The following is an 18,950-nucleotide window of genomic DNA, read 5'->3' on the forward strand; positions in this document are numbered from 1 at the left end:
CATGAGCATGGACGTCGACATCCTGATCTCGGGCGGAGGCATCGCCGGGCTGACCGCCGCCTCGGCCTTCGGACGGGCGGGTTTCTCGGTCTGCGTGGTCGACCCCGCGCCGCCGGTGACCGACCGCGCCGCCGAGGGCGCCGACCTGCGCACTACCGCTTTCCTGCAGCCCGCGCGGGCCTTCCTCGCGCGCGCCGGGCTCTGGGAGCGGCTCGCGGATCACGCCACGCCCCTGCAGATCATGCGCATCGCCGACGCCAGCCAGGACCCGGTGATGACCCGCGATTTCGACGCCGGCGACATCTCCGAGGCGCCCTTTGGCTGGAACCTGCCGAACTGGCTGTTGCGCCGCGAGATGGCCGCGGCGCTGGAGGATCTGCCCGGGGTCGACTACCGGCCCGGCACCGCGACAGAGCGGCTCTTCACCCGCACCCGCGAGGCGCGGGTCGGGCTGTCGGACGGCACCCGCGTCCGGGCCCGGCTGGTGGTGGCCGCCGACGGGCGCGGCTCGCCCATGCGCGAGGCCGCGCGCATCGGCGTCTCGACCACGCGCTTCGGCCAGAAGGCCCTGGCCTTCGCGGTCACCCATGCGGCGCCGCATGGCAATGTCTCGACCGAGATCCACCGCGAGGGCGGGCCCTTCACCCTGGTGCCGCTGCCGGATTTCGAGGGGCGCCCCTCCTCGGCGGTGGTCTGGATGACCGGGGCGGGCGAGGCCGAGCGGCTGGCGGGGCTCGAGACCGCGGAGTTCGAGGCCGAGATGACCGCGCGGTCGGCGGCGATGTACGGGCCCTTGCGCCTGGCCTCGCGGCGCACGCTCTGGCCCATCGTGATCCAGTCCGCCGAGCGGCTGGCGGGCGAGCGGCTGGCGCTGGTGGCCGAGGCCGCCCATGTCATGCCGCCGATCGGCGCGCAGGGGCTGAACATGTCGCTGAAGGATCTCGCGACGCTCCTGGAGCTGGCCGAGGCCCGGCCCGAGGGTCTGGGTGATGCCGCCATGCTGTCGAATTACGCACGGCGGCGGGCGCCGGATATCAAGCTGCGGATGCAGGGGATCGCGGTGCTGAACCGCGCCTCGCAGCAGGGCCTGCCGATGCTGCAGGCGGCGCGCGCCAAGGGCCTGGGGCTGTTGCACGACGCAGCGCCCCTGCGACGGGCGCTGATGGAGCTGGGGCTCGGCGCGAAGGGGGCGTGAGCCGGGGGCTTGGTGGCTGCGGGGGATGTGCGGCGGCAGCGGGAGGCTTGGTGCTGCGGGGGATGTGGGCGATGTGGCGCAGTATCGGTTGCGGTCGCTTTCGAGCGTGAGTGGGCCTGCGGATGGTGACGCTGCCGGCGCGCGGTGGTGCGGATTGCGGCTCGGGACATGACCTTACCTCGAAGCGCAGCGCCTAGGGCACGGTGCGCACCGGAGCCTTCCCTGCCGCATCCCCTCGCCCAAACCCGCTCAAGACGCCTCAAACCCCAGCCCACCCCCTTGCGCCCGAATAGCACCGAAGGTGCCGGGCGCGCGCCGGACCGGCCCCTTGGGCCGGCGCTCTTTCGGGTGGCGCGCTTAGCTATCCCCTAGTCCTGACCTTGTGTGGATAAAGCGCGCAGCTCAGAGGTCGGCAGCGCCGGCCCCCGGTCCGGTGCGCGCCCTTTCTGAGAGGGCGGGATCGGGCGCAGTGGAGATCTGCGCGCCTTCAATGAGAGGGCGGGGCCGGATGCAGTGGAGCCCTGCGCGCCTTTCCTGAGAGCGCGAGATCAGGCGTCGTGGAGACCTGCGCACCCTCGCTGGGAGGGCGTGATCGAGACGACCGCACCCCACCGCGCGCGCCCACAGCCTACCGCTCAAAGCCCCGCAGGGCCCGAAGCCCCGCGCGACCCCTCAATGATAGGACAGCTCGCCCACCACGCTGCGCCACTCTCCCGGCGCGATCATCTTGCGGTGGGTGAAGCGCACCGAATGCAGCGGGCCCTCGATACGGTCCTGCCAGAACTCGATGAAGCCGAAGAGCTTGGGGTGATCCGGCGCCAGGTCGTATTCCTGCCAGACGAAGGTGTTCAGCACGTTCTTGTAGTCGGGCATGCGGTAGAATATCTCCGCCGTCGTCAGCCCGTAGCCCTGCAGCATGAGTTCGGTCTCGCTCGCAGCCATTTTTTTCTCCTCGTTGACCTCTGGGAGAAGAATCCTTGCCACGAAGCGCTGAAAAATCAACAAAAACAGGTTGTTAGCATCACTCCCTGTCGGCTGCCAACACATGCGGAAATCGCGCGGCGCATTGCACCTTTCTGTTGCGGTCTGTTATACAGAGATCAACAACATATAGAATATTCACAGGCAGACCGCATCCGTGACCGATACCCCCGAACCGCCTGAAAACGAAGGCCAGACGCCGCCCGAGCCGGCGGCCCCGAGCGGGCCCTCGATCTCCATTCTCGACGAGATGAAGTCGTCCTACCTCGATTACGCCATGAGCGTGATCGTGAGCCGGGCGATCCCGGACCTGCGCGACGGGCTGAAGCCGGTGCACCGGCGGATCCTCTATGCCATGCACGAGACCGGCAACACCCACGACAAGGCCTACCGCAAGTCGGCCCGTCCCGTGGGCGACGTCATGGGTAAATACCACCCCCACGGCGACAGCGCGATCTACGACGCGCTGGTGCGCATGGCGCAGGACTTCTCGATGTCGCTGCCGCTTCTCGACGGCCAGGGCAACTTCGGCTCCATGGACGGCGACAACCCGGCGGCCATGCGCTACACCGAGGTGCGCATGGACAAGCCGGCGAGCTACCTGCTGGCCGACATCGACAAGGACACGGTCGACTTCCAGGACAACTACGACGGCAAGGACCGCGAGCCCACCGTCCTGCCGGCGCGTTTCCCGAACATGCTGGTCAACGGCGCGGGCGGCATCGCCGTCGGCATGGCGACCAACATCCCGCCGCACAACCTCGGCGAGGTGGTCGAGGCGACGCTGGCGCTGATCGACGAGCCGGACCTCTCGACCGAGCAGCTGATCCAGTATGTCCCCGGCCCCGACTTCCCGACCGGCGGGCTGATGCTGGGCCGCTCGGGCGCGCGCAAAGCCTATCTCGAGGGCCGCGGCTCGGTGATCATCCGCGCCAAGACCCGGGTCGAGGAGCTGCGCCGCGACCGCTATGCCATCGTCATCGACGAGATCCCCTACCAGGTGAACAAATCGGCGATGATCGAGAAGATCGCCGAGGCCGCGCGCGACAAGAAGATCGAGGGCATCGCCCACGTCCAGGACGAGAGCGACCGCTCGGGCGTCCGGGTGGTGGTCGAGCTGAAGCGCGACGCCACCCCGGACGTGGTCCTGAACCAGCTCTTCCGCTTCACGCCCATGCAGACCTCCTTCGGCTGCAACATGCTGGCGCTGAACGGCGGCAAGCCCGAGCAGCTCACCCTGCGCAAGTTCCTGACCTCCTTCATCGATTTCCGCGAGGAAGTGGTCGCCCGGCGCACTGCCTACCTGCTGCGCAAGGCGCGCGAGCGCAGCCATATCCTCTGCGGTCTGGCGGTCGCGGTCTCGAACGTCGACGAGGTGGTCGCCACGATCCGCGCCTCGCAGGATGCCGCCGAGGCCCGCGAGAAGCTGATGACCCGGCGCTGGCCCGCCGAGGAGATCGCGCCCTACATCCGGCTGATCGACGACCCGACGCATACGATGAACGACGACGGGACCTACAACCTCTCCGAGGCGCAGGCCCGCGCGATCCTCGAGCTGCGCCTGCAGCGCCTGACCCAGCTCGGCGTCAAGGAGGTCACCGACGAGCTCGAGGAGCTGGCCGGCAAGATCAAGGAATACCTCGAGATCCTCGGCTCGCGCGAGCGCATCATGGGCATCATCTCCGACGAGCTGCGCGAGGTCCGCGACCTCTTCGCCGTGCCGCGCCGCACCGAGATCGTCGAATGGTCCGGCGACATGGAGGACGAGGACCTCATCGAGCGCGAGGACATGGTCGTCACCGTGACCCAGGGCGGCTACATCAAGCGCACGCCGCTGGCCGATTTCCGCAGCCAGAAGCGCGGCGGCAAGGGGCTCTCGGGCGGCCAGCTGAAGGAAGACGACGCGGTCACCACGCTCTTCGTGGCCAATACCCACACCCAGCTTCTGTTCTTCACCACCGACGGGATGGTCTACAAGCTCAAGACCTGGCGGCTGCCGCTCGGCGGGCGGACCTCGAAGGGCAAGGCGATCGTCAACATCCTGCCGATCCCGACGGGCGTCTCGATTGCGGCGATCATGCCGGTCGACCGCCCCGAGGAGGAATGGGCCGACCTGCAGATCGTCTTCGCCACCTCGGCGGGCGACGTGCGCCGCAACGCCCTGTCGGATTTCACCAATGTCATGCGCAACGGCAAGATCGCCATGGATCTGCCCGAGGACGTGAGCCTGGTGAACGCGCGCATCGCCTCGGAAGAGGACGACGTGATGCTGGTCACCGACAGCGGCCGGGCGATCCGCTTCCCGACCACCGCCGTGCGGGTCTTCAAGGGCCGCAAGTCCACCGGCGTCCGGGGCATCCGGCTGACCAACGGCGACCACGTGGTCTCCATGGCGGTGATCCGGCACTTCGAGGCGGATTCCGACGAACGCGCCGCCTACCTCAAGATGCGCCGCCTGATGGCCGGCGTCACCGAGGAGGGCGAGGCCGACGAGGACGAGAACGGCAATGCCGACAGCCCGCTGCCGCAGGAGCGCTACGCCGAGATGTCGGCGGCCGAGAACCTGATCCTGACGATCACCGCGGGCGGCACCGGCAAGCTCTCGTCGAGCCATGACTACCCGGTGCGCGGGCGCGGCGGCATGGGCGTGCAGGCCATGGACAAGAGCATGCGCGGCGGCCCGGTCGTGGCGGCCTTCCCGGTCGAGATCGACGACCAGATCATGCTCGCCACCTCGCGCGGGCAGTCGATCCGGGTGCCGATCGAGGGCATCTCCTTCCGGTCGCGCTCGGCCGGCGGGGTGAAGGTCTTCAACACCGGCAAGGACGAGACCGTGGTCTCCGTGGCCTGGATCGCCGAACAGGACGAAGAGGCCGAGGGCGAAGGCGACGGCGCGGCGGGCTCCGAGGAGAGCTGACGGGCCGGGCCGCGCGGGCCCTCTGGACAGGCAGACAAGCAGGCCCGGCCGCAAGGTCGGGCCGCTTTTGTCTCGGGCGCCGGGCCAACCGCGTGGCACCCCGCCCCCGAAAACCCGACCCGAAACCCAGACTTAACGCTTTTTGCAATTGCGCGATTGCGATCTCCCTGCGATATTGCAACCGCAGAAACACCTCGATCCAATCGGTGTGCCGCGTCGGTTGAACGCGGTCTCTCTGCCCCGGAGGACGCCGCGGCGCACCCCGGGCACGGCAGGCAGTTTGGGGATCCGCGCGATCATGGACAACTGGGACGACCTCCGATTTCTCGTGGCGCTGGCGCGCACCGGCACGATGACCGCCGCCGCCAAGATGCTGGGCACCAACACGGCCACCGTCTCGCGCCGGATCGAACGGCTCTCCGAGACGCTGGGCGAAGCCGCCTTCGTGAAGACCGCCCATGGCTGGCAGCCCTCCTCCTCGGTGGAGAAGCTGATCGAACTGGCCCAGACCTTCGACGGGGAGCTGCAGACCGCGCTCAACGCCCGCGCCTCGGCGGGCAGCGACCACGTGGTGCCGATCACCATCGGCTCGCCGCCGGTGATCACCTCGCAGGTGCTGATCCCCTTCATCCAGGAGCGCGCGGCGGACCTCGCCGGCATCGAGATCACCTTCAACGACCGGCTCATCCGCGAGGGGCTGGGCGAACATGACGTGGTGGTGCAGTTCGGCGCGCCCGAGGCCGGGCGGATCATCACCCGCAAGGCCGGGGCGCTGAACTTCAACCTCTTCCGCACCGTCGCCGGCCCGCAGGAGGGCAAGGGCTGGATCGGCCTCGCCGAGGCCTTCGACGAGACCCCGGTGCAGAAGATGGCGCTCGATGCCATGGGCTGCGACCCGGTGGTGCGGACCGAGAATTTCGGCGCGCTCTACGGGCTGATCAAGGTCACCGGCCTTTGCGGCCCCCTGCCCGACGTCATGGCGCTGAACGACCCGGATCTGACCTATGCGGACCCCACGCTGCCCTCCTACGAGGCGGAGTTCTGGGTGATGTATCACGAGACCCGCCGCTCGGACCCGGTGATGCGCCGGGTGGTCGACTGGATCATGTATTGCTTCAGCCAGATCGAAGGCACGCAGCGCAAGTTCCGCCGCAGCGCCTGACCTCCCATTTCTGCAAGCGCGGGTTTGATGGCCCGCATCTTGCCGGGCACGGCAAAGACGGTAACTCTTTTCGCTAGAGTTCAGTTTCCCGGTAACCAGTTCCGCTTGTGCTGCGGGGTCTCGCGTCCTCCATGACGCGCCGTCTTGCGTGGTCCGCTTATTTCGGCGGGCAGCCCTTCAGGCCACAGGCACCACACTTGCACACCGTAGACCTGACGCGGCCCCCAAGGGGGCCGTTTTTTTTGTGGGTCACTTAGGGGTGTCGCCGGGGTGCGGCGCGGGCCCGAAGGCCCGCCTTTTACAGATCGTAAAGGTCGCCGAACTTCGCCTCGAGGTAATCCAGCAGCGGGCCTTCCTCGGGCTCGGCGCCGGTGGCGTTGCGGATCGTCTCGCGCGGGGTGAAGCGCCCTCCGTGCACCTGAACCTTGTCGCGCAGCCAGTTGGTGGCGCTCGACAAATCGCCCTTGGCCAGGTCCCCGTCGAGGCCCGGCACCGCCTGCCGCAGCGCCTGGTGCAGGCAGCCCGCGTAGACATTGCCCAGCGTGTAGGTCGGGAAGTAGCCGATCAGCCCGACCGACCAATGCACGTCCTGCAGGACGCCGTTCGAGGCGCGGTCGACCTTGTAGCCGAAGTCCGCCTCGAAACGGTCGTTCCAGGCCACCTCGAGGTCCGCCACCTCGAGATCACGCGAGATCAGCGCGCGTTCGAGATCGTAGCGCAGCAGCACATGCAGGTTGTATTGCACCTCGTCCGCCTCGGTGCGGATGTAGCCGTTGTGGACCCGGTTCACCGCCCGGTAGAAGCCGCGCGCATCCTCGACGCCCAGCGGGCCGAAGGCCTCGGTCATCCGCGCGTGCAGCCAGGAGCAGAAGGCCTCGGAGCGGCCGAGCTGGTTCTCGTAGATCCGGCTCTGGCTTTCGTGCACGCCCATGGAGGCGCCCTGCCCGATCGGCGTCAGGAGATGCGCGGGGTCGATGTTCTGCTCGTAGCTGCCGTGGCCGACCTCGTGGATGGTCGAATACAGGCAGTTGAACGGGTCGTCCTCGGCGGTGCGGGTGGTGATCCGCACGTCCATGCCCGAGCCCGAGGAGAAGGGATGCACCGCCTTGTCGACGCGGCCCCGGCTCATGTCGTAGCCGAAGACCTTGGCGATCTGGCGCGAGAGCTGTATCTGGCGGCTCTCGTCGAACTGCCCGCTGAGCGCCTGCGGCTGTGGTGCGCCCAGGACCTTTTCGCGCAGCGCCACGAGGCGCGGGCGCAGCGCGCCGAACATCGCGTCGAGGCTCTCGGCCGTCGCGCCGGGCTCGTAATCGTCGAGAAGCGCGTCGTAGACATGGCCCCCATCGGCCAGGGCCGCGCCCTCTTCGCGCTTCAGCGCCAGGACGTTTTTCAGCGTCGGCGCAAAGGCTTGGAAGTCGTCCTTCGCGCGGGCTTCGGCCCAGACGCCCTGGGCGACCGAGGTCACGCGGGCCAGCTCCGCGGCCAGTTTCGCCGGCACCTTGGCGGTGCGGACATGCGCCCGGCGGATCTCGCGCAGGTTGGCGCGGGCCACTTCGTCCAGCGCACCCTCCTCGATCCGGTCGAGCCATTCGGGGATGCGCGGGTCGATGCGGCGGGCGTGCAGCATGGCCTCCATGGCGGCCATCTCCTCGGCCCGCTGGTCGGCGGCGCCCCTGGGCATCACGGTCTCCTGGTCCCAGCCGAGCCGCCCGGCCACCTGGGCCAGGGCCTCGGTCTCGCGCTGGAATGCCATGAGATCGGAATAGGCGGTCATGCTTGGCCTCGCAGGGATTGCGGTTTCGGGTAGCCCGCGCCGAAGCGCGCGCGGATGATCAGCACCCAGAGCGCCACGGCGCCGAGCTGGTGCACGATGGCGATCTCGAGCGGCGCGCCGTAAAGCACGGTGACCACGCCCAGCACCATCTGCAGGGTCATCATCGCCATGACCGCGTTGAAGCGGAAGCGCGTGTCGGCATTGGGCGAGCGGCGCGCGCGCAGCCAGGCGACCAGGCCGAAGATGAACAGCAGGTAGCCCGCGACGCGGTGCATGAACTGCACGGTGCCCGCGTTCTCGAAGAAGTTGCGCCAGATCGGCTCGATCTCGAAGGGCGTGGGCGGGAAGATCCCGCCGGCCATGAGCGGCCAGTCGGTGTAGTTGCGGCCCGCGTCGATGCCCGCGACCAGCGCCCCCAGGAGGATCTGCAGGAAGACGAAATGCATGAGCCCGGTGCCCATGGAGAAGAGCTTGCCCTCGCGGTTGCGGCGGCGCTGGAGCAGCTCGCGCTCGGGCTGGCCAAGCTGGAAGACCTGCCAGGAGATCACCCCGAGGATCACGAAGGCGAGCCCGAGATGCGTCGCCAGCCGGTAGCTCGCCACGTCGATCCGGTCGCCCGAAAGCCCCGAGGAGACCATCCACCAGCCGATGGCGCCTTGCGTGCCGCCGAGGACGCCCAGCAGGAAGAGCCGCCCGGTCCAGCCCGGCGGGATGCTGCGGGTGGCCAGGAAGCCCAGGAAACCCACCGCCCAGACCAGGCCCACGACCCGACCGAGCTGCCGGTGGCCCCATTCCCACCAGTAGATGAACTTGAACTCCTGCAACGTCATTCCGACGTTTTGCAGGCGATACTCCGGTATCTGCTTATACTTTTCGAACTCCTGGTTCCAGGTGGCCGCATCCATGGGCGGCAGCGCCCCGGCCACCGGCGCCCATTCGGTGATCGACAGCCCGCTGTCGGTCAGCCGGGTCAGACCGCCGATCAGGATCATCAGCGCGACCAGCCCGAAGAGCATCATCAGCCAGACCCGGATCGCGCCCCGCGCGCCACGCCGGCCCTTGTCGATCAGGCCGGTCTCGCGCGGGCGGTCCTTGGCGCTTTCCGCGCCGACTTCCTCAAACAGCTTGCGGGATTTGCTCATGGAAAAGGCCCTCGGCAGATGTCGGCTGGACAGTAGGCCCGGGGACATGGGGCTTCAAGTCAGCCCCCCCGGTCTTTCCACCGCACCATTTGACGCAGGATGCCGTGCAGGGTCTGCACGTCCGAGCGGGTCAGCGGCATGCGGCTCCAGAGGTTGCGGAGGTTGAGCTTCATGCCCTCGGCCTTGTGCTCGGGGAAGAAGAAGCCGGCCGCGTCCATGCGTTCCTCGTAGTGCCGCGCGAGGGCCGAGACCTCGGCCTGGTTGGCCCAGTCGGTGCCCGCCAGCGCGGTGGCGCGCGGGGTGACCTCGGCGGTGGCGCGGCGCCATTCGTAGGCGGTCAGCAGCACGCATTGCGCCAGGTTGAGCGAGGGGAACTCCGGGTTCACCGGCACCGAGACGATGCCGTTGGCCAGCGCGATATCGGCGTTCTCGAGCCCCGCGCGCTCGGGCCCGAAAAGCACCGCCACCCGCTCGCCGCGAGCGGTGCGCTCGGCGGTCTCGGCCAGGGCCGCTTCGGGGGAATAGACCGGCTTCGTCAGCCCGCGCGGCCGGGCGGTGGTGGCCAGGACGAAATCGGCGTCGGCCACGGCCTCGGCGGTGCTGGGATAGACCTGCGCCTCGTCCAGAAGCCGCCCGGCGCCGCTGGCCATGGCGTCGGCGGCGGGGTTGGGCCAGCCGTCACGCGGGGCGACCAGCCGCATCCGGTCGAGCCCGAAGTTCCACATCGCCCGCGCCGCCGCGCCGATGTTTTCGCCCATCTGCGGGCGCACGAGAACGTAGTCGGGTTGGGGCGTCGGGCTGGGCATGGCGCGCCTATAGCCGCGCCGCCGCGCCCCCGCAAGCATCGCCGCCCTGCCCCCTTTGGCTGAAACGCCGCGCGCGCCACGTCTGGTCAGCCGCTTTGGCTTTCGATAAGAGGTCGCGGCAGTCTGAAGGAGCGCGCGCCATGGCCGAGACCGATCGCCCGCAAATCTACCTGGTCACCCCGCCGGAGATCGACCTCTTCGCCTTTCCCGAGGCGCTGTCGCGGGTGCTCGACGCCGAGGAGGTCGCCTGCCTGCGGCTTTCGCTGGCGACCCGCGACGAGGACATCCTGACCCGCGCCGCCGACCAGGTGCGCGAGGTGGCCCATGCCCATGACATCGCCCTGGTGATCGACACCCATATCGTGCTGGCCGAAAGGCTCGGGCTCGACGGGGTGCATCTGACCGACGGGGCGCGCTCGGTCCGGGCCGCGCGCAAGGAGCTGGGCAGCGACGCCATCGTCGGGGCCCATTGCGGCACCTCGCGGCACGACGGCATGACCGCCGGCGAGGCCGGGGCGGATTACGTCAGCTTCGGCCCGGTGGCGGGCGCCGCGCTTGGCGACGGCCGGCTGGCCGAGCGCGAGATCTTCGAGTGGTGGTCGCAGATGATCGAGATCCCGGTGGTGGCCGAGGGCGGGCTTTCGCCCGAGACCGCGCAGGGGCTGGCCCCGGTCGTGGACTTCATCTCCGTCGGCGAGGAGATCTGGCGCGCCGAGGATCCGGCGCAGGCGCTGAGCGCCATCGTGGCGGCCATGGCCCCGCGTTAAGCGCGGGCGCAAGCCTCTCGGGACAAACGGTTTTACGCGATGCGCGCCGCCCATTCAGGGCGGCGCTTTCGGTTGCGGCTCAGGGGTAGCAGGGCGCCAGCATCAGGCCCGTCGTCTCGGGCAGGCCCAGCATCAGGTTGGCGTTCTGCAACGCCTGGCCCGAGGAGCCCTTGGTCAGGTTGTCGAGCGCCGCGACCACCAGCGCGCGGCCCGGGATGCGGTCGGCGACCACGCCCAGGTGGCAGAAGTTCGAGCCCCGCACATGGTGGGTCGAGGGCGTCTCGCCCAGGGGCAACACCTCGAGGAAGGGCTCCTCGGCATAGGCCTCGGTCAGCGCGGCATGGATCGCCTCGGCCTCGCCCTTGAGATAGGCGGTGGCCAGGATCCCGCGGTTCATCGGGATGAGATGCGGGGTGAAGCGGATCTTCACCTCGCGGCCCGCGATGTCGGAGAACTCCTGGTCGAACTCGCCCAGGTGCCGGTGGGTGCCGCCGGTGGCATAGGCGTTGGTCCCCTCGGAAAGCTCGGCGTGTAGGAGGTTCTCTTTCAGCGACCGCCCGGCCCCGGAGACGCCGCACTTCAGGTCCAGGATGATGTCGTCGAGGTCCACCACCCCCGCGGCGATCAGCGGGCGCAGCACGTATTGCCCGGTCGCGGCGTTGCAGCCGGTGCCCGCGACCAGCCGGGCCTCGGCAATTTGCGCGCGGTAGAACTCGGTCAGCCCGTAGACCGCCTCGGCCTGCAGCTCGGGCGCGGCGTGGTCGTTGCCGTACCAGCGCTTGTAGGCTACGGGGTCGCGCAGGCGGAAGTCGGCGGAAAGATCGACGATCTTCAGATGCCCGGGCAGCGCGGCGATGACCTCCTGGCTGGTCTTGTGCGGCAGGGCGCAGAAGCACAGGTCGATGCCCGAGAAGTCGATCTCTTCCCAGGTCACCAGGTCCGGCAGGTCGAGATGCCGCAGATGCGGGAAGACCTGGGCCATGCTCTGGCCCGCCTTGGAGTTGGCGGCAAGGGCCCGGATCTTCAGCTCGGGATGGGTGGCGATCAGCCGGACAAGTTCGGCCCCGGTGTAGCCCGAGGCCCCGATGATGGCGATGTTCTTGGTCATTCTGGCGTCTTTTCTGGCGGTGTGGCGGGATCAGGCGGCGTCGAAGGCGATCTCGCGTCGGAGAAAGCGCGTGGCCTGACCCGAGACCCGGCGCGCGTCGCCGGTGGTCAGGTAGCGCGGGGCGCTGCCGCGCCCGCCCATCTCGGGGTGCCGCGCGAGGTAGTCGGCGAGGCTCTCGGCCACCACCGAGGGCTGGGAATAGACCGAGACCTCGGGGCCCAGCGCATCGCGGAAGACCTCTTCCAGAAGCGGGTAATGGGTGCAGCCCAAGACCGCCGCCTGCGGGTCGGGCATCTTGCGCTTGAGCGCGTCGACATGGCTGCGCACCAGCGCCTCGGCCAGGATCATGTCGCCTTCCTCGATGGCGTCGACCAGCCCGCCGCAGGCCTGGGCCTCGACGTCGACACCGACCGCCCGGAAGGACAGCTCGCGCTGGAAGGCCCGGCTGCGCACGGTGGCGGGCGTGGCGAAAAGCGCGACCGAGTTCACCGCCACCTCGCGCGGAGGCGAGTTGTCGCCCCACTGCCGTTCGGTCAGCGCCTCGATCAGCGGCACGAAGACCCCCAGCACGCGCTTGTCGCGGGGCACCCAGGTCTCCTGCATGCGGCGCAGCGCGGCCGCCGAGGCGGTGTTGCAGGCCAGGATCACCAGGTCGCAGCCCTCGTCCCAGAGCCGTTCGACCCCGCGGGTGGTCAGCTCGTAGATGTCCTGCGCCTCGCGGGTGCCGTAAGGCGTGTTGGCGTTGTCGCCGTAGTAGACGAAAGGCTGGTCGGGCAGCCTCCGGGTCACGGCCTCGAGCACGGTGAGGCCGCCGAGCCCCGAATCGAACACGCCAATCGCCATCGTCACGTCCTGCCCTCTGGGCCGCGCGCGCCCTTCAGGGATTGGGCCGCGGGCGGTGTCTGCTCTCGAACTCGTAGCCCGCAAGATCGGGCCGGAGCGGTGTCGGGGACAGCTCATATGTGGATTTGCGGAGGAAATCCATCATCGCCCGCGCATCGCCCGCGCGGGCGGCGATCTCGGCGCGCGGGATCGGCGCGCCGACCACCAGCCGCACCGGCTTGTCGACCCGCCGGCGGAACTCGCGGATCAGAAGCCCCATGCGCAGCGTGTAATGCAGGTGGCTCGCGAGCTGGAAGAGCCGCGAGTTCTGCCCGTCGAAATAGACCGGCACCACGGTGGCATCGGACTTGGCGATCATCCGCGCGGTGAAGCTGCGCCAGCCCGGGTCCATCGGCCGGGCAAAAGGCGTGAGCCCGGTCGAGACGGTGCCGCCCGGGAAGACCCCGATCGCCCCGCCCTGCCCGAGGTAGTCCAGCGCCTCGCGGCGCACGGCGAGGTTCTCGGCCACGGCCTCCTTGGTGTCGTCGAAGTTGACCGGCAGGATCACCCGGTCGAGGTCGGCGGCCTTCTGGAAGACCTTGTGCGCGAGGATGCGGAAATCGCCGCGCTGCGCCGAGAGGAGATGCCCCAGCATCAGCCCGTCGAGGATGCCGTAGGGATGGTTCGCCACGAGGACCAGCGGGCCCTCGCGGGGGATGTTGTCGAGGCTGCCGCCCGCCACTTCGAGGCTGAGGCCGTAGCGCGCCACCATGACCTGCCAGAAGTCCGCGCCACCCGCGACGTCGCGCTCGTAACCCGCCGCGCGGCGGATCATCCGGGGCCGGCCGGTGGCGTTCTCCATGAAGCGGATCAGCGCCCTGCCGCCGCGGCTGCGGGCGGAATGGGCGTAGCTGATGTCGCGGGCGACCTGGGGATCGGGCATGATCACGCGCGCTGTCCTTCCAAGTGGGGATGAGGCTGGCGGCGGGTTTGCGACATTCACGTAACAGCCCGATGACAAAAGGGCCTGCGGACCGCGCGAGGCTGCCCCCCGCGCGGCCCGAGGGCGCGGCTACTCCGCCGCCTTGGCAAAATCGGCCCCGCCGGCCCGGAGCGCGGCCAGGATCTCTTCGCGGCGCTTCTCGGCGCGGGCGAGATTATCCGCCTTGACCGGGCCGAAGCCGCGGATCGAGAGCGGCAGCTCGGCCAGGGCCACCAGCGCCTCCATGCGCTTGTCGTCGGCCTGCGGCAGCCATTCGGCCATGTCGGCCTCGTACTGCTTGATCAGCGCGCGTTCGCTGCGGCGCTCCTCGGAATGGCCGAAGGGATCGAGCGGCGTGCCGCGCAGCATCTTCATCCGCGCCATGATCCCGAACCAGCGCAGCATGCCCTCGCCATACTGCTTCTTCTGCGGGCGCCCGTCGCTGCCCTCCTTCGACAGGAGCGGCGGCGCGAGGTGGAACGACATCTTGAAGTCGCCGCCGAACTCCTGGCGGGCCTTCTCGCGGGTCGCGAGATGCAGCCGTGCGACCTCGTATTCGTCCTTGTAGGCCAGGACCTTGTGGTAGCCCTTGGCGACCGCCTCCTTGAGGCGCGGGTCGGAGATGCCCTCGAGCCGCGCGCGGTAGCGCTTGGCCAGCCGCTTGCCCTGGTAGTCGACCAGGTGCCGCGCGCGGGCCTCGATGCGCTCGTCCAGCGTCTTTGGCTTGGCGACGACCTTGGGGGCCGAGATGCTGTCCGCCTCCTCGGGGTGCAGCGCCGCCCAGCGGCCGATCTCGAAGGCGCGCAGGTTGCCCTCGACCGCGGCGCCGTTCAGCTCGATCGCCTGCTTGATCGCCTCATGCGGCAGCGGGATGCGCCCGAGCTGCCAGGCCGCGCCGAGCAGCATGGTGTTCGAGAAGATCGAGTCGCCCATGACCGCGCGGGCCAGCTCCGAGGCATCGAAGAAGACCACGTCGTCGCGCAGGCGCCGCTCGACCGCGAGGCGCAGCTGGTCCGCCGGCAGGGTGAACTCGGTGTTGCGGGTGAAATCGCCGGTGATGATCTCGTGGCTGTTGACCACGCCGCCGGTGCGGCCCGTGGCCGTCAGCCCCAGCGTCTTGGAGCCCGCCGAGACCACCAGGTCGCCGCCGATCAGCGTGTCGGCCTCGCCGGTGGCGACGCGGATCGCGCTGATGTCGTCGGGCGATTGGGCCAGCCGCAGGTGGATATGCACCGCGCCGCCCTTCTGGGCGAGGCCGGCCATCTCCATCATGCCGGCACCCTTGCCGTCGATCTGGGCGGCCTGGGCCAGCACCGCGCCCACGGTCACCACGCCGGTGCCGCCGACGCCGGTGATCACCATGTTCCAGGTCTTTCCGATCTCGGGCAGCTGGGGCTCGGGCAGATGCGGCAGGTCGATGTCGGTGCCCGCGTCCTTCTTCCGGCGCGCGCCGGTCAGGGTCACGAAGGAGGGGCAGAAGCCGCGCAGGCAGGAGTAATCCTTGTTGCAGGACGACTGGTCGATCGCGCGCTTGCGGCCGAACTCGGTCTCCTTCGGGACGATGGAGACGCAGTTCGACTGCACGCCGCAGTCGCCGCAGCCCTCGCAGACCTCCTCGTTGATGAAGACCCGGGTGTCGGGATCGGGGAAAAGCCCGCGCTTGCGGCGGCGGCGCTTCTCGGCGGCGCAGGTCTGCACGTAGATGATCGCCGAGACGCCCTCGACCTCGCGCAGGGTCTTCTGGACGTGCTCCATGTCGGCGCGGGGGTGCCAGCCGACCGAGCCGGGGAAGTCCGAGCGTTCGGGCTCTTCCTTCTCGTCGTAGACCACCTCGATCCGGGAGACCCCCATGGCGTCGAGCTCGCGGGCGATGCGGTCGGGCGTCAGCCCGCCCTCGTTCTTCTGCCCGCCGGTCATCGCCACGGCGTCGTTGTAGAGGATCTTGTAGGTGATGTTCGTGCCCGCGGCGAGCGCGGCGCGGATCGCCTGCACGCCCGAGTGGTTGTAGGTGCCGTCGCCGAGGTTCTGGAAGACATGCGGGGTCTTGGAGAAGGGCGCCTCGCCGATCCAGTTCGCCCCTTCGGCGCCCATATGGGTGAAACCCTCGGTGTTGCGGTCCATCCACTGCACCATGTAGTGGCAGCCGATCCCGGCGTAGCCGCGCGAGCCCTCGGGCACCTTGGTGGAAGTGTTGTGCGGGCAGCCCGAGCAGTAATAGGGCAGCCGCGCCGCGATTTCCTGCACGTTGTCGGCCTTGCGCGCCTCGGCGAGCTTGGCGAGGCCGGCCTGCACGCTGTCGGTGCCGCGCCCCTCCTCGATCAGGATCTCGCCGAGCTTCTCGGCGATCCAGACCGGATCGAGCGCGCCGCGGGTCGGGAAAAGCTCCTCGCGGTGCATCCCGCCGGCGCCGCCCTTGTACCAGCCGTAGACGCGGCGGCCGCGGCGGTCGTCGAAGATCGCCTCCTTGACCTGCACCTCGATCAGCTTGCGCTTCTCCTCGACGATGACGATCAGCTCGAGGTCTTCCGCCCAGTCGTGGAAGCCCTTCATGTCCAGCGGGAAGGTCTGGCCGATCTTGTAGGTCGTCAGCCCCAGCCGCTCGGCCTCGGCGGCGTCGATGCCCAGAAGGCTCATGGCATGGGTCAGGTCGAGCCAGTTCTTGCCCGCGGCGACGAAGCCGATCTTGGCGCCCGGCTTGCCCCAGACCCGCTGGTCCATCTTGTTGGCATGGCTGAAGGCCTCGGCGGCGTAGCGCTTGAAATCGATCATCCGCGCCTCTTGCAGGTGCGGCGTGTCACCGAGGCGGATGTTCAGCCCGCCCTCGGGCATGGCGAAATCGGTGGGCGGCAGGGCGCGCACCCGGTCGATGCGGCCGTCGACCACGGCGGTGGCCTCGACGGTGTCCTTCATGGTCTTGAGCCCGACCCAGAGCCCCGCGTAGCGCGACAGCGCGTAGCCGTAGACGCCGTAGTCGAGGATCTCCTGCACGCCCGCGGGCGATACCACGGGCATATAGGCGTCGACCAGCGCCCATTCGGACTGGTGCAGGACGGTCGAGCTTTCGCCGGTGTGGTCGTCGCCCATGGCCATGAGCACGCCGCCGTGCTTGGAGGTGCCGGCCATATTGGCGTGGCGCATCACGTCGCCCGAGCGGTCGACGCCGGGGCCCTTGCCGTACCAGAGCCCGAAGACGCCGTCGTATTTGCCCTCTCCGCGCAGTTCGGCCTGCTGGCTGCCCCAGAGCTGGGTCGCGGCCAGGTCCTCGTTCAGACCTTCCTGGAAAAGCACATTGGCGCCGGCCAGGTGCTTGGCCGCACGGTTCATCTGCAGGTCCACCGCGCCGAGCGGCGAGCCGCGGTAGCCGGTGACGTAGCCCGCCGTGTTCAGCCCCGACGCCCGGTCGCGGGCGGACTGGGTGAGCATCAGCCGCACCAGCGCCTGGGTGCCGTTCAGGAGCACCTGATCGGCCTCCAGGTTGAACCGGTCCTCGAGGGAAATCTCTTGCTTCGACATTGCGTGCCTCCCGTCACTTAATGTAGCTGCATTTGAGGCGATTTTAGGTCACTATCGCTGACCTGAACAGCGTTTTGACGTGCATTTGCACGAATTCGCGCGTTGCAATGTTTATATTTTGCAATGTTTTCCGTAGAGGGTCAGCGTGGGTCAAAGAGATAAGCCATGGATTGGGACAAGCTCAGAATATTTCACGCGGTGGCGGACGCCGGCAGCCTGACACATGCCGGAGATGCCCTGCACCTGTCGCAATCGGCGGTCTCGCGGCAGATCCGGGCGCTCGAAGAGGCGCTGGATACCACCCTGTTTCACCGTCACGCGCGGGGACTGATTCTCACCGAACAGGGGGAGCTTCTCTTCGACGCGACCGTGGCCATGGCCAAGCGCATCGAGGCGGCGACCGCGCGCATCCGCGACAGCGAGGAAGAGGTCTTCGGCGAGCTGCGGGTGACGACCACCACCGGCTTCGGCTCGCTCTGGCTCGCGCCGCGGCTCTCGAAGCTCTATGACAAGTATCCCGAGCTGAACATCGACCTGATGCTCGAGGAGCGCGTCCTCGACCTGCCCATGCGCGAGGCCGACGTGGCGATCCGCATGAAGGAGCCCTCGCAGGCCGACCTGATCCGCAAGCGGCTGATGAACATCCGCATGCGGCTTTACGCATCGCCCGAATACCTCGAACAGCACGGCACGCCGAAGACGCTCGAGGACATGGCCGACCACCGGCTGATCTGCCAGAACACCCGCTCCGCGCAGGTTCAGGCGGGCCTGCACCTGGTCCAGGAGCTGCTGACCTACGACGTCCAGACCACGCTTTCGGTGAACAATTACTTCGGCGTCCTGCAGGCGGTGATCTCGAACCTCGGGATCGGCGTGTTGCCGGATTACATCATCGAGGATTTCCCCACCGTCGTGCGCGTTCTGCCGGACGTTGAAAGCAACGATGTGCCGGTGTTTTTGGCCTACCCGGAAGAACTTCGGCATTCCAAACGGATAGAAGCCTTCCGCGACTTCGTGCAGGACGAAATCATCGCCCACAGGCGCACGCGGCAGGCGATGGGCACCGAGTGACAGCCCCGGTTATGTCGAGACCGCATAGCGGCCATGATGCAGCTGCGGCATAATTTGAGTTGAACGACTCAAAACCGATTACTAATTCATCAGCATGTCGATGGCGCGGTCAGCCGCGCATCATCTTCATACCTCCCTGTTGGACTTCGGCCGAGCTTTGTGCTCGGCCTTTTTTTTTTGCGCGGCCCCCCGAGGGCCAGGGCGACATACGCCGCACATGGCGGGCTCTCAGCGTTTGGGCGGCAGCGAATAGGTCAGATTCGCGCGGGCCACCGGCTCGGGCGTGCCTTCCGAGAACAGGAGCACGTCGCAGACCGACAGCGCCTTGCCGAGCTTCAGGACCCGGCATTCGGCCAGCACATCCGCGCCCGAGACCGGCTTGCGCATGAAATCGATCGAACAGTTGGTGGTGACCGCCAGCGCCTCGCGGCCGATGCGCGCCATGGTGGCCACATAGGCCGAGACATCCGCCAGCCCGAACATCGCCGGGCCCGAGACCGTGCCGCCGGGGCGCAGGTGGCGATCATCGGCGAAGAGCCGCATGACCAGAAGCTCCTCGTCGAGCCGGTCGATCCCGAACATGCCGCGCACCTGCGGGAAGACCTCGTCGAGGAAGGGCGCCATCTCCTCCTTCGATACCTTGATTGTCATCGCCTGCTTTTCTCCCTCCTGCTCCGCCCGTAAGCTGCCGCGAGGGCAAGGGGAGGACA

Annotated in this window: 14 protein-coding genes; 5 read left to right on the forward strand and 9 right to left on the reverse strand. The window is 68.5% G+C overall.

The window, feature by feature from the left end; genetic code table 11:
• The first annotated feature begins 1 nt into the window (after nt 1).
• Nucleotides 2-1,195, forward strand: coding sequence for a UbiH/UbiF family hydroxylase (locus ACX938_RS09025; protein WP_459430798.1), 1,194 nt, complete (start codon nt 2-4; stop codon nt 1,193-1,195).
• Nucleotides 1,196-1,867: 672 nt separating this feature from the next.
• Here ACX938_RS09025 and ACX938_RS09030 read toward each other — a convergent pair.
• Nucleotides 1,868-2,137, reverse strand: coding sequence for an usg protein (locus ACX938_RS09030; RefSeq protein ID WP_232751953.1), 270 nt, complete (start codon nt 2,135-2,137; stop codon nt 1,868-1,870).
• Between the two features lie 196 nt (nt 2,138-2,333).
• On the opposite strand from ACX938_RS09030, the gene gyrA reads away from it, so the two are divergent.
• On the forward strand, nt 2,334-5,093 hold the full coding sequence (gene gyrA, locus ACX938_RS09035; RefSeq protein WP_459430799.1) for a DNA gyrase subunit A: 2,760 nt from the start codon (nt 2,334-2,336) through the stop codon (nt 5,091-5,093).
• 298 nt (nt 5,094-5,391) lie between these two features.
• Nucleotides 5,392-6,255 carry a LysR family transcriptional regulator gene (locus ACX938_RS09040; protein ID WP_459430800.1) on the forward strand — a complete coding sequence of 288 codons (864 nt, stop codon included), beginning with the start codon at nt 5,392-5,394 and terminating at the stop codon, nt 6,253-6,255.
• Nucleotides 6,256-6,553: 298 nt separating this feature from the next.
• Here the strand turns inward: ACX938_RS09040 and ACX938_RS09045 are convergent, their stop codons facing one another.
• From ACX938_RS09045 to ACX938_RS09055, 3 genes are read right to left on the reverse strand one after another with little or no spacing between them, the layout of a single operon-like run.
• Entirely contained in the window at nt 6,554-8,029 is a 1,476-nt protein-coding gene (locus ACX938_RS09045; RefSeq protein ID WP_459430801.1) for a carboxypeptidase M32, read from the reverse strand.
• Complete coding sequence (gene ctaA / locus ACX938_RS09050; RefSeq protein ID WP_459430802.1) at nt 8,026-9,171, reverse strand: heme A synthase; 1,146 nt, start codon at nt 9,169-9,171, stop codon at nt 8,026-8,028. The genes ACX938_RS09045 and ctaA overlap by 4 nt, the downstream gene beginning before the upstream one ends.
• Before the next feature lie 59 nt (nt 9,172-9,230).
• Nucleotides 9,231-9,977 (reverse strand): RNA methyltransferase, encoded by a 747-nt coding sequence (locus tag ACX938_RS09055; protein ID WP_459430803.1) that lies wholly within the window; start codon nt 9,975-9,977, stop codon nt 9,231-9,233.
• A 140-nt stretch (nt 9,978-10,117) separates the two neighbouring features.
• Here ACX938_RS09055 and ACX938_RS09060 point away from each other — a divergent pair, with 140 nt between their 5' ends.
• Nucleotides 10,118-10,744 carry a thiamine phosphate synthase gene (locus tag ACX938_RS09060; RefSeq protein WP_459430804.1) on the forward strand — a complete coding sequence of 209 codons (627 nt, stop codon included), beginning with the start codon at nt 10,118-10,120 and terminating at the stop codon, nt 10,742-10,744.
• 79 nt (nt 10,745-10,823) lie between these two features.
• Here ACX938_RS09060 and argC read toward each other — a convergent pair whose 3' ends face one another.
• The 4 genes from argC to ACX938_RS09080 form a co-directional block, all read right to left on the reverse strand.
• Entirely contained in the window at nt 10,824-11,852 is a 1,029-nt protein-coding gene (argC, locus tag ACX938_RS09065) for an N-acetyl-gamma-glutamyl-phosphate reductase (RefSeq protein ID WP_459430805.1), read from the reverse strand.
• A gap of 30 nt (nt 11,853-11,882) precedes the next feature.
• Complete coding sequence (gene murI, locus ACX938_RS09070; protein WP_232751961.1) at nt 11,883-12,695, reverse strand: glutamate racemase; 813 nt, start codon at nt 12,693-12,695, stop codon at nt 11,883-11,885.
• A 34-nt stretch (nt 12,696-12,729) separates the two neighbouring features.
• Nucleotides 12,730-13,617 (reverse strand): lysophospholipid acyltransferase family protein, encoded by an 888-nt coding sequence (locus tag ACX938_RS09075; RefSeq protein WP_459430864.1) that lies wholly within the window; start codon nt 13,615-13,617, stop codon nt 12,730-12,732.
• Nucleotides 13,618-13,746: 129 nt separating this feature from the next.
• Nucleotides 13,747-17,169, reverse strand: coding sequence for an indolepyruvate ferredoxin oxidoreductase family protein (locus ACX938_RS09080; RefSeq protein ID WP_459430806.1), 3,423 nt, complete (start codon nt 17,167-17,169; stop codon nt 13,747-13,749).
• A gap of 165 nt (nt 17,170-17,334) precedes the next feature.
• On the opposite strand from ACX938_RS09080, the gene ACX938_RS09085 reads away from it, so the two are divergent.
• Nucleotides 17,335-18,240: a LysR family transcriptional regulator gene (locus ACX938_RS09085; RefSeq protein WP_232751963.1), complete on the forward strand. Its 906-nt coding sequence runs from the start codon at nt 17,335-17,337 to the stop codon at nt 18,238-18,240.
• Nucleotides 18,241-18,468: 228 nt separating this feature from the next.
• Here ACX938_RS09085 and ACX938_RS09090 read toward each other — a convergent pair whose 3' ends face one another.
• Complete coding sequence (locus tag ACX938_RS09090) at nt 18,469-18,891, reverse strand: PaaI family thioesterase (RefSeq protein WP_232751964.1); 423 nt, start codon at nt 18,889-18,891, stop codon at nt 18,469-18,471.
• Between the last annotated feature and the right edge of the window lie 59 nt (nt 18,892-18,950).

The sequence above is a fragment of the Roseivivax sp. genome, from assembly GCF_054552075.1.

Excerpts from the sequence above, each read along its gene's own strand:
- ACX938_RS09090 (WP_232751964.1), bottom strand. The coding sequence starts at position 18,891 with ATGACAATCAAGGTATCGAAGGAGGAGATGGCGCCCTTCCTCGACGAG.
- ACX938_RS09075 (WP_459430864.1), bottom strand. The coding sequence starts at position 13,617 with ATGCCCGATCCCCAGGTCGCCCGCGACATCAGCTACGCCCATTCCGCC.
- ACX938_RS09045 (WP_459430801.1), bottom strand. The coding sequence starts at position 8,029 with ATGACCGCCTATTCCGATCTCATGGCATTCCAGCGCGAGACCGAGGCC.
- murI (WP_232751961.1), bottom strand. The coding sequence starts at position 12,695 with ATGGCGATTGGCGTGTTCGATTCGGGGCTCGGCGGCCTCACCGTGCTC.
- ACX938_RS09040 (WP_459430800.1), top strand. The coding sequence starts at position 5,392 with ATGGACAACTGGGACGACCTCCGATTTCTCGTGGCGCTGGCGCGCACC.
- argC (WP_459430805.1), bottom strand. The coding sequence starts at position 11,852 with ATGACCAAGAACATCGCCATCATCGGGGCCTCGGGCTACACCGGGGCC.
- ACX938_RS09080 (WP_459430806.1), bottom strand. The coding sequence starts at position 17,169 with ATGTCGAAGCAAGAGATTTCCCTCGAGGACCGGTTCAACCTGGAGGCC.
- ACX938_RS09025 (WP_459430798.1), top strand. The coding sequence starts at position 2 with ATGAGCATGGACGTCGACATCCTGATCTCGGGCGGAGGCATCGCCGGG.
- ctaA (WP_459430802.1), bottom strand. The coding sequence starts at position 9,171 with ATGAGCAAATCCCGCAAGCTGTTTGAGGAAGTCGGCGCGGAAAGCGCC.
- ACX938_RS09055 (WP_459430803.1), bottom strand. The coding sequence starts at position 9,977 with ATGCCCAGCCCGACGCCCCAACCCGACTACGTTCTCGTGCGCCCGCAG.
- ACX938_RS09030 (WP_232751953.1), bottom strand. The coding sequence starts at position 2,137 with ATGGCTGCGAGCGAGACCGAACTCATGCTGCAGGGCTACGGGCTGACG.
- ACX938_RS09060 (WP_459430804.1), top strand. The coding sequence starts at position 10,118 with ATGGCCGAGACCGATCGCCCGCAAATCTACCTGGTCACCCCGCCGGAG.
- ACX938_RS09085 (WP_232751963.1), top strand. The coding sequence starts at position 17,335 with ATGGATTGGGACAAGCTCAGAATATTTCACGCGGTGGCGGACGCCGGC.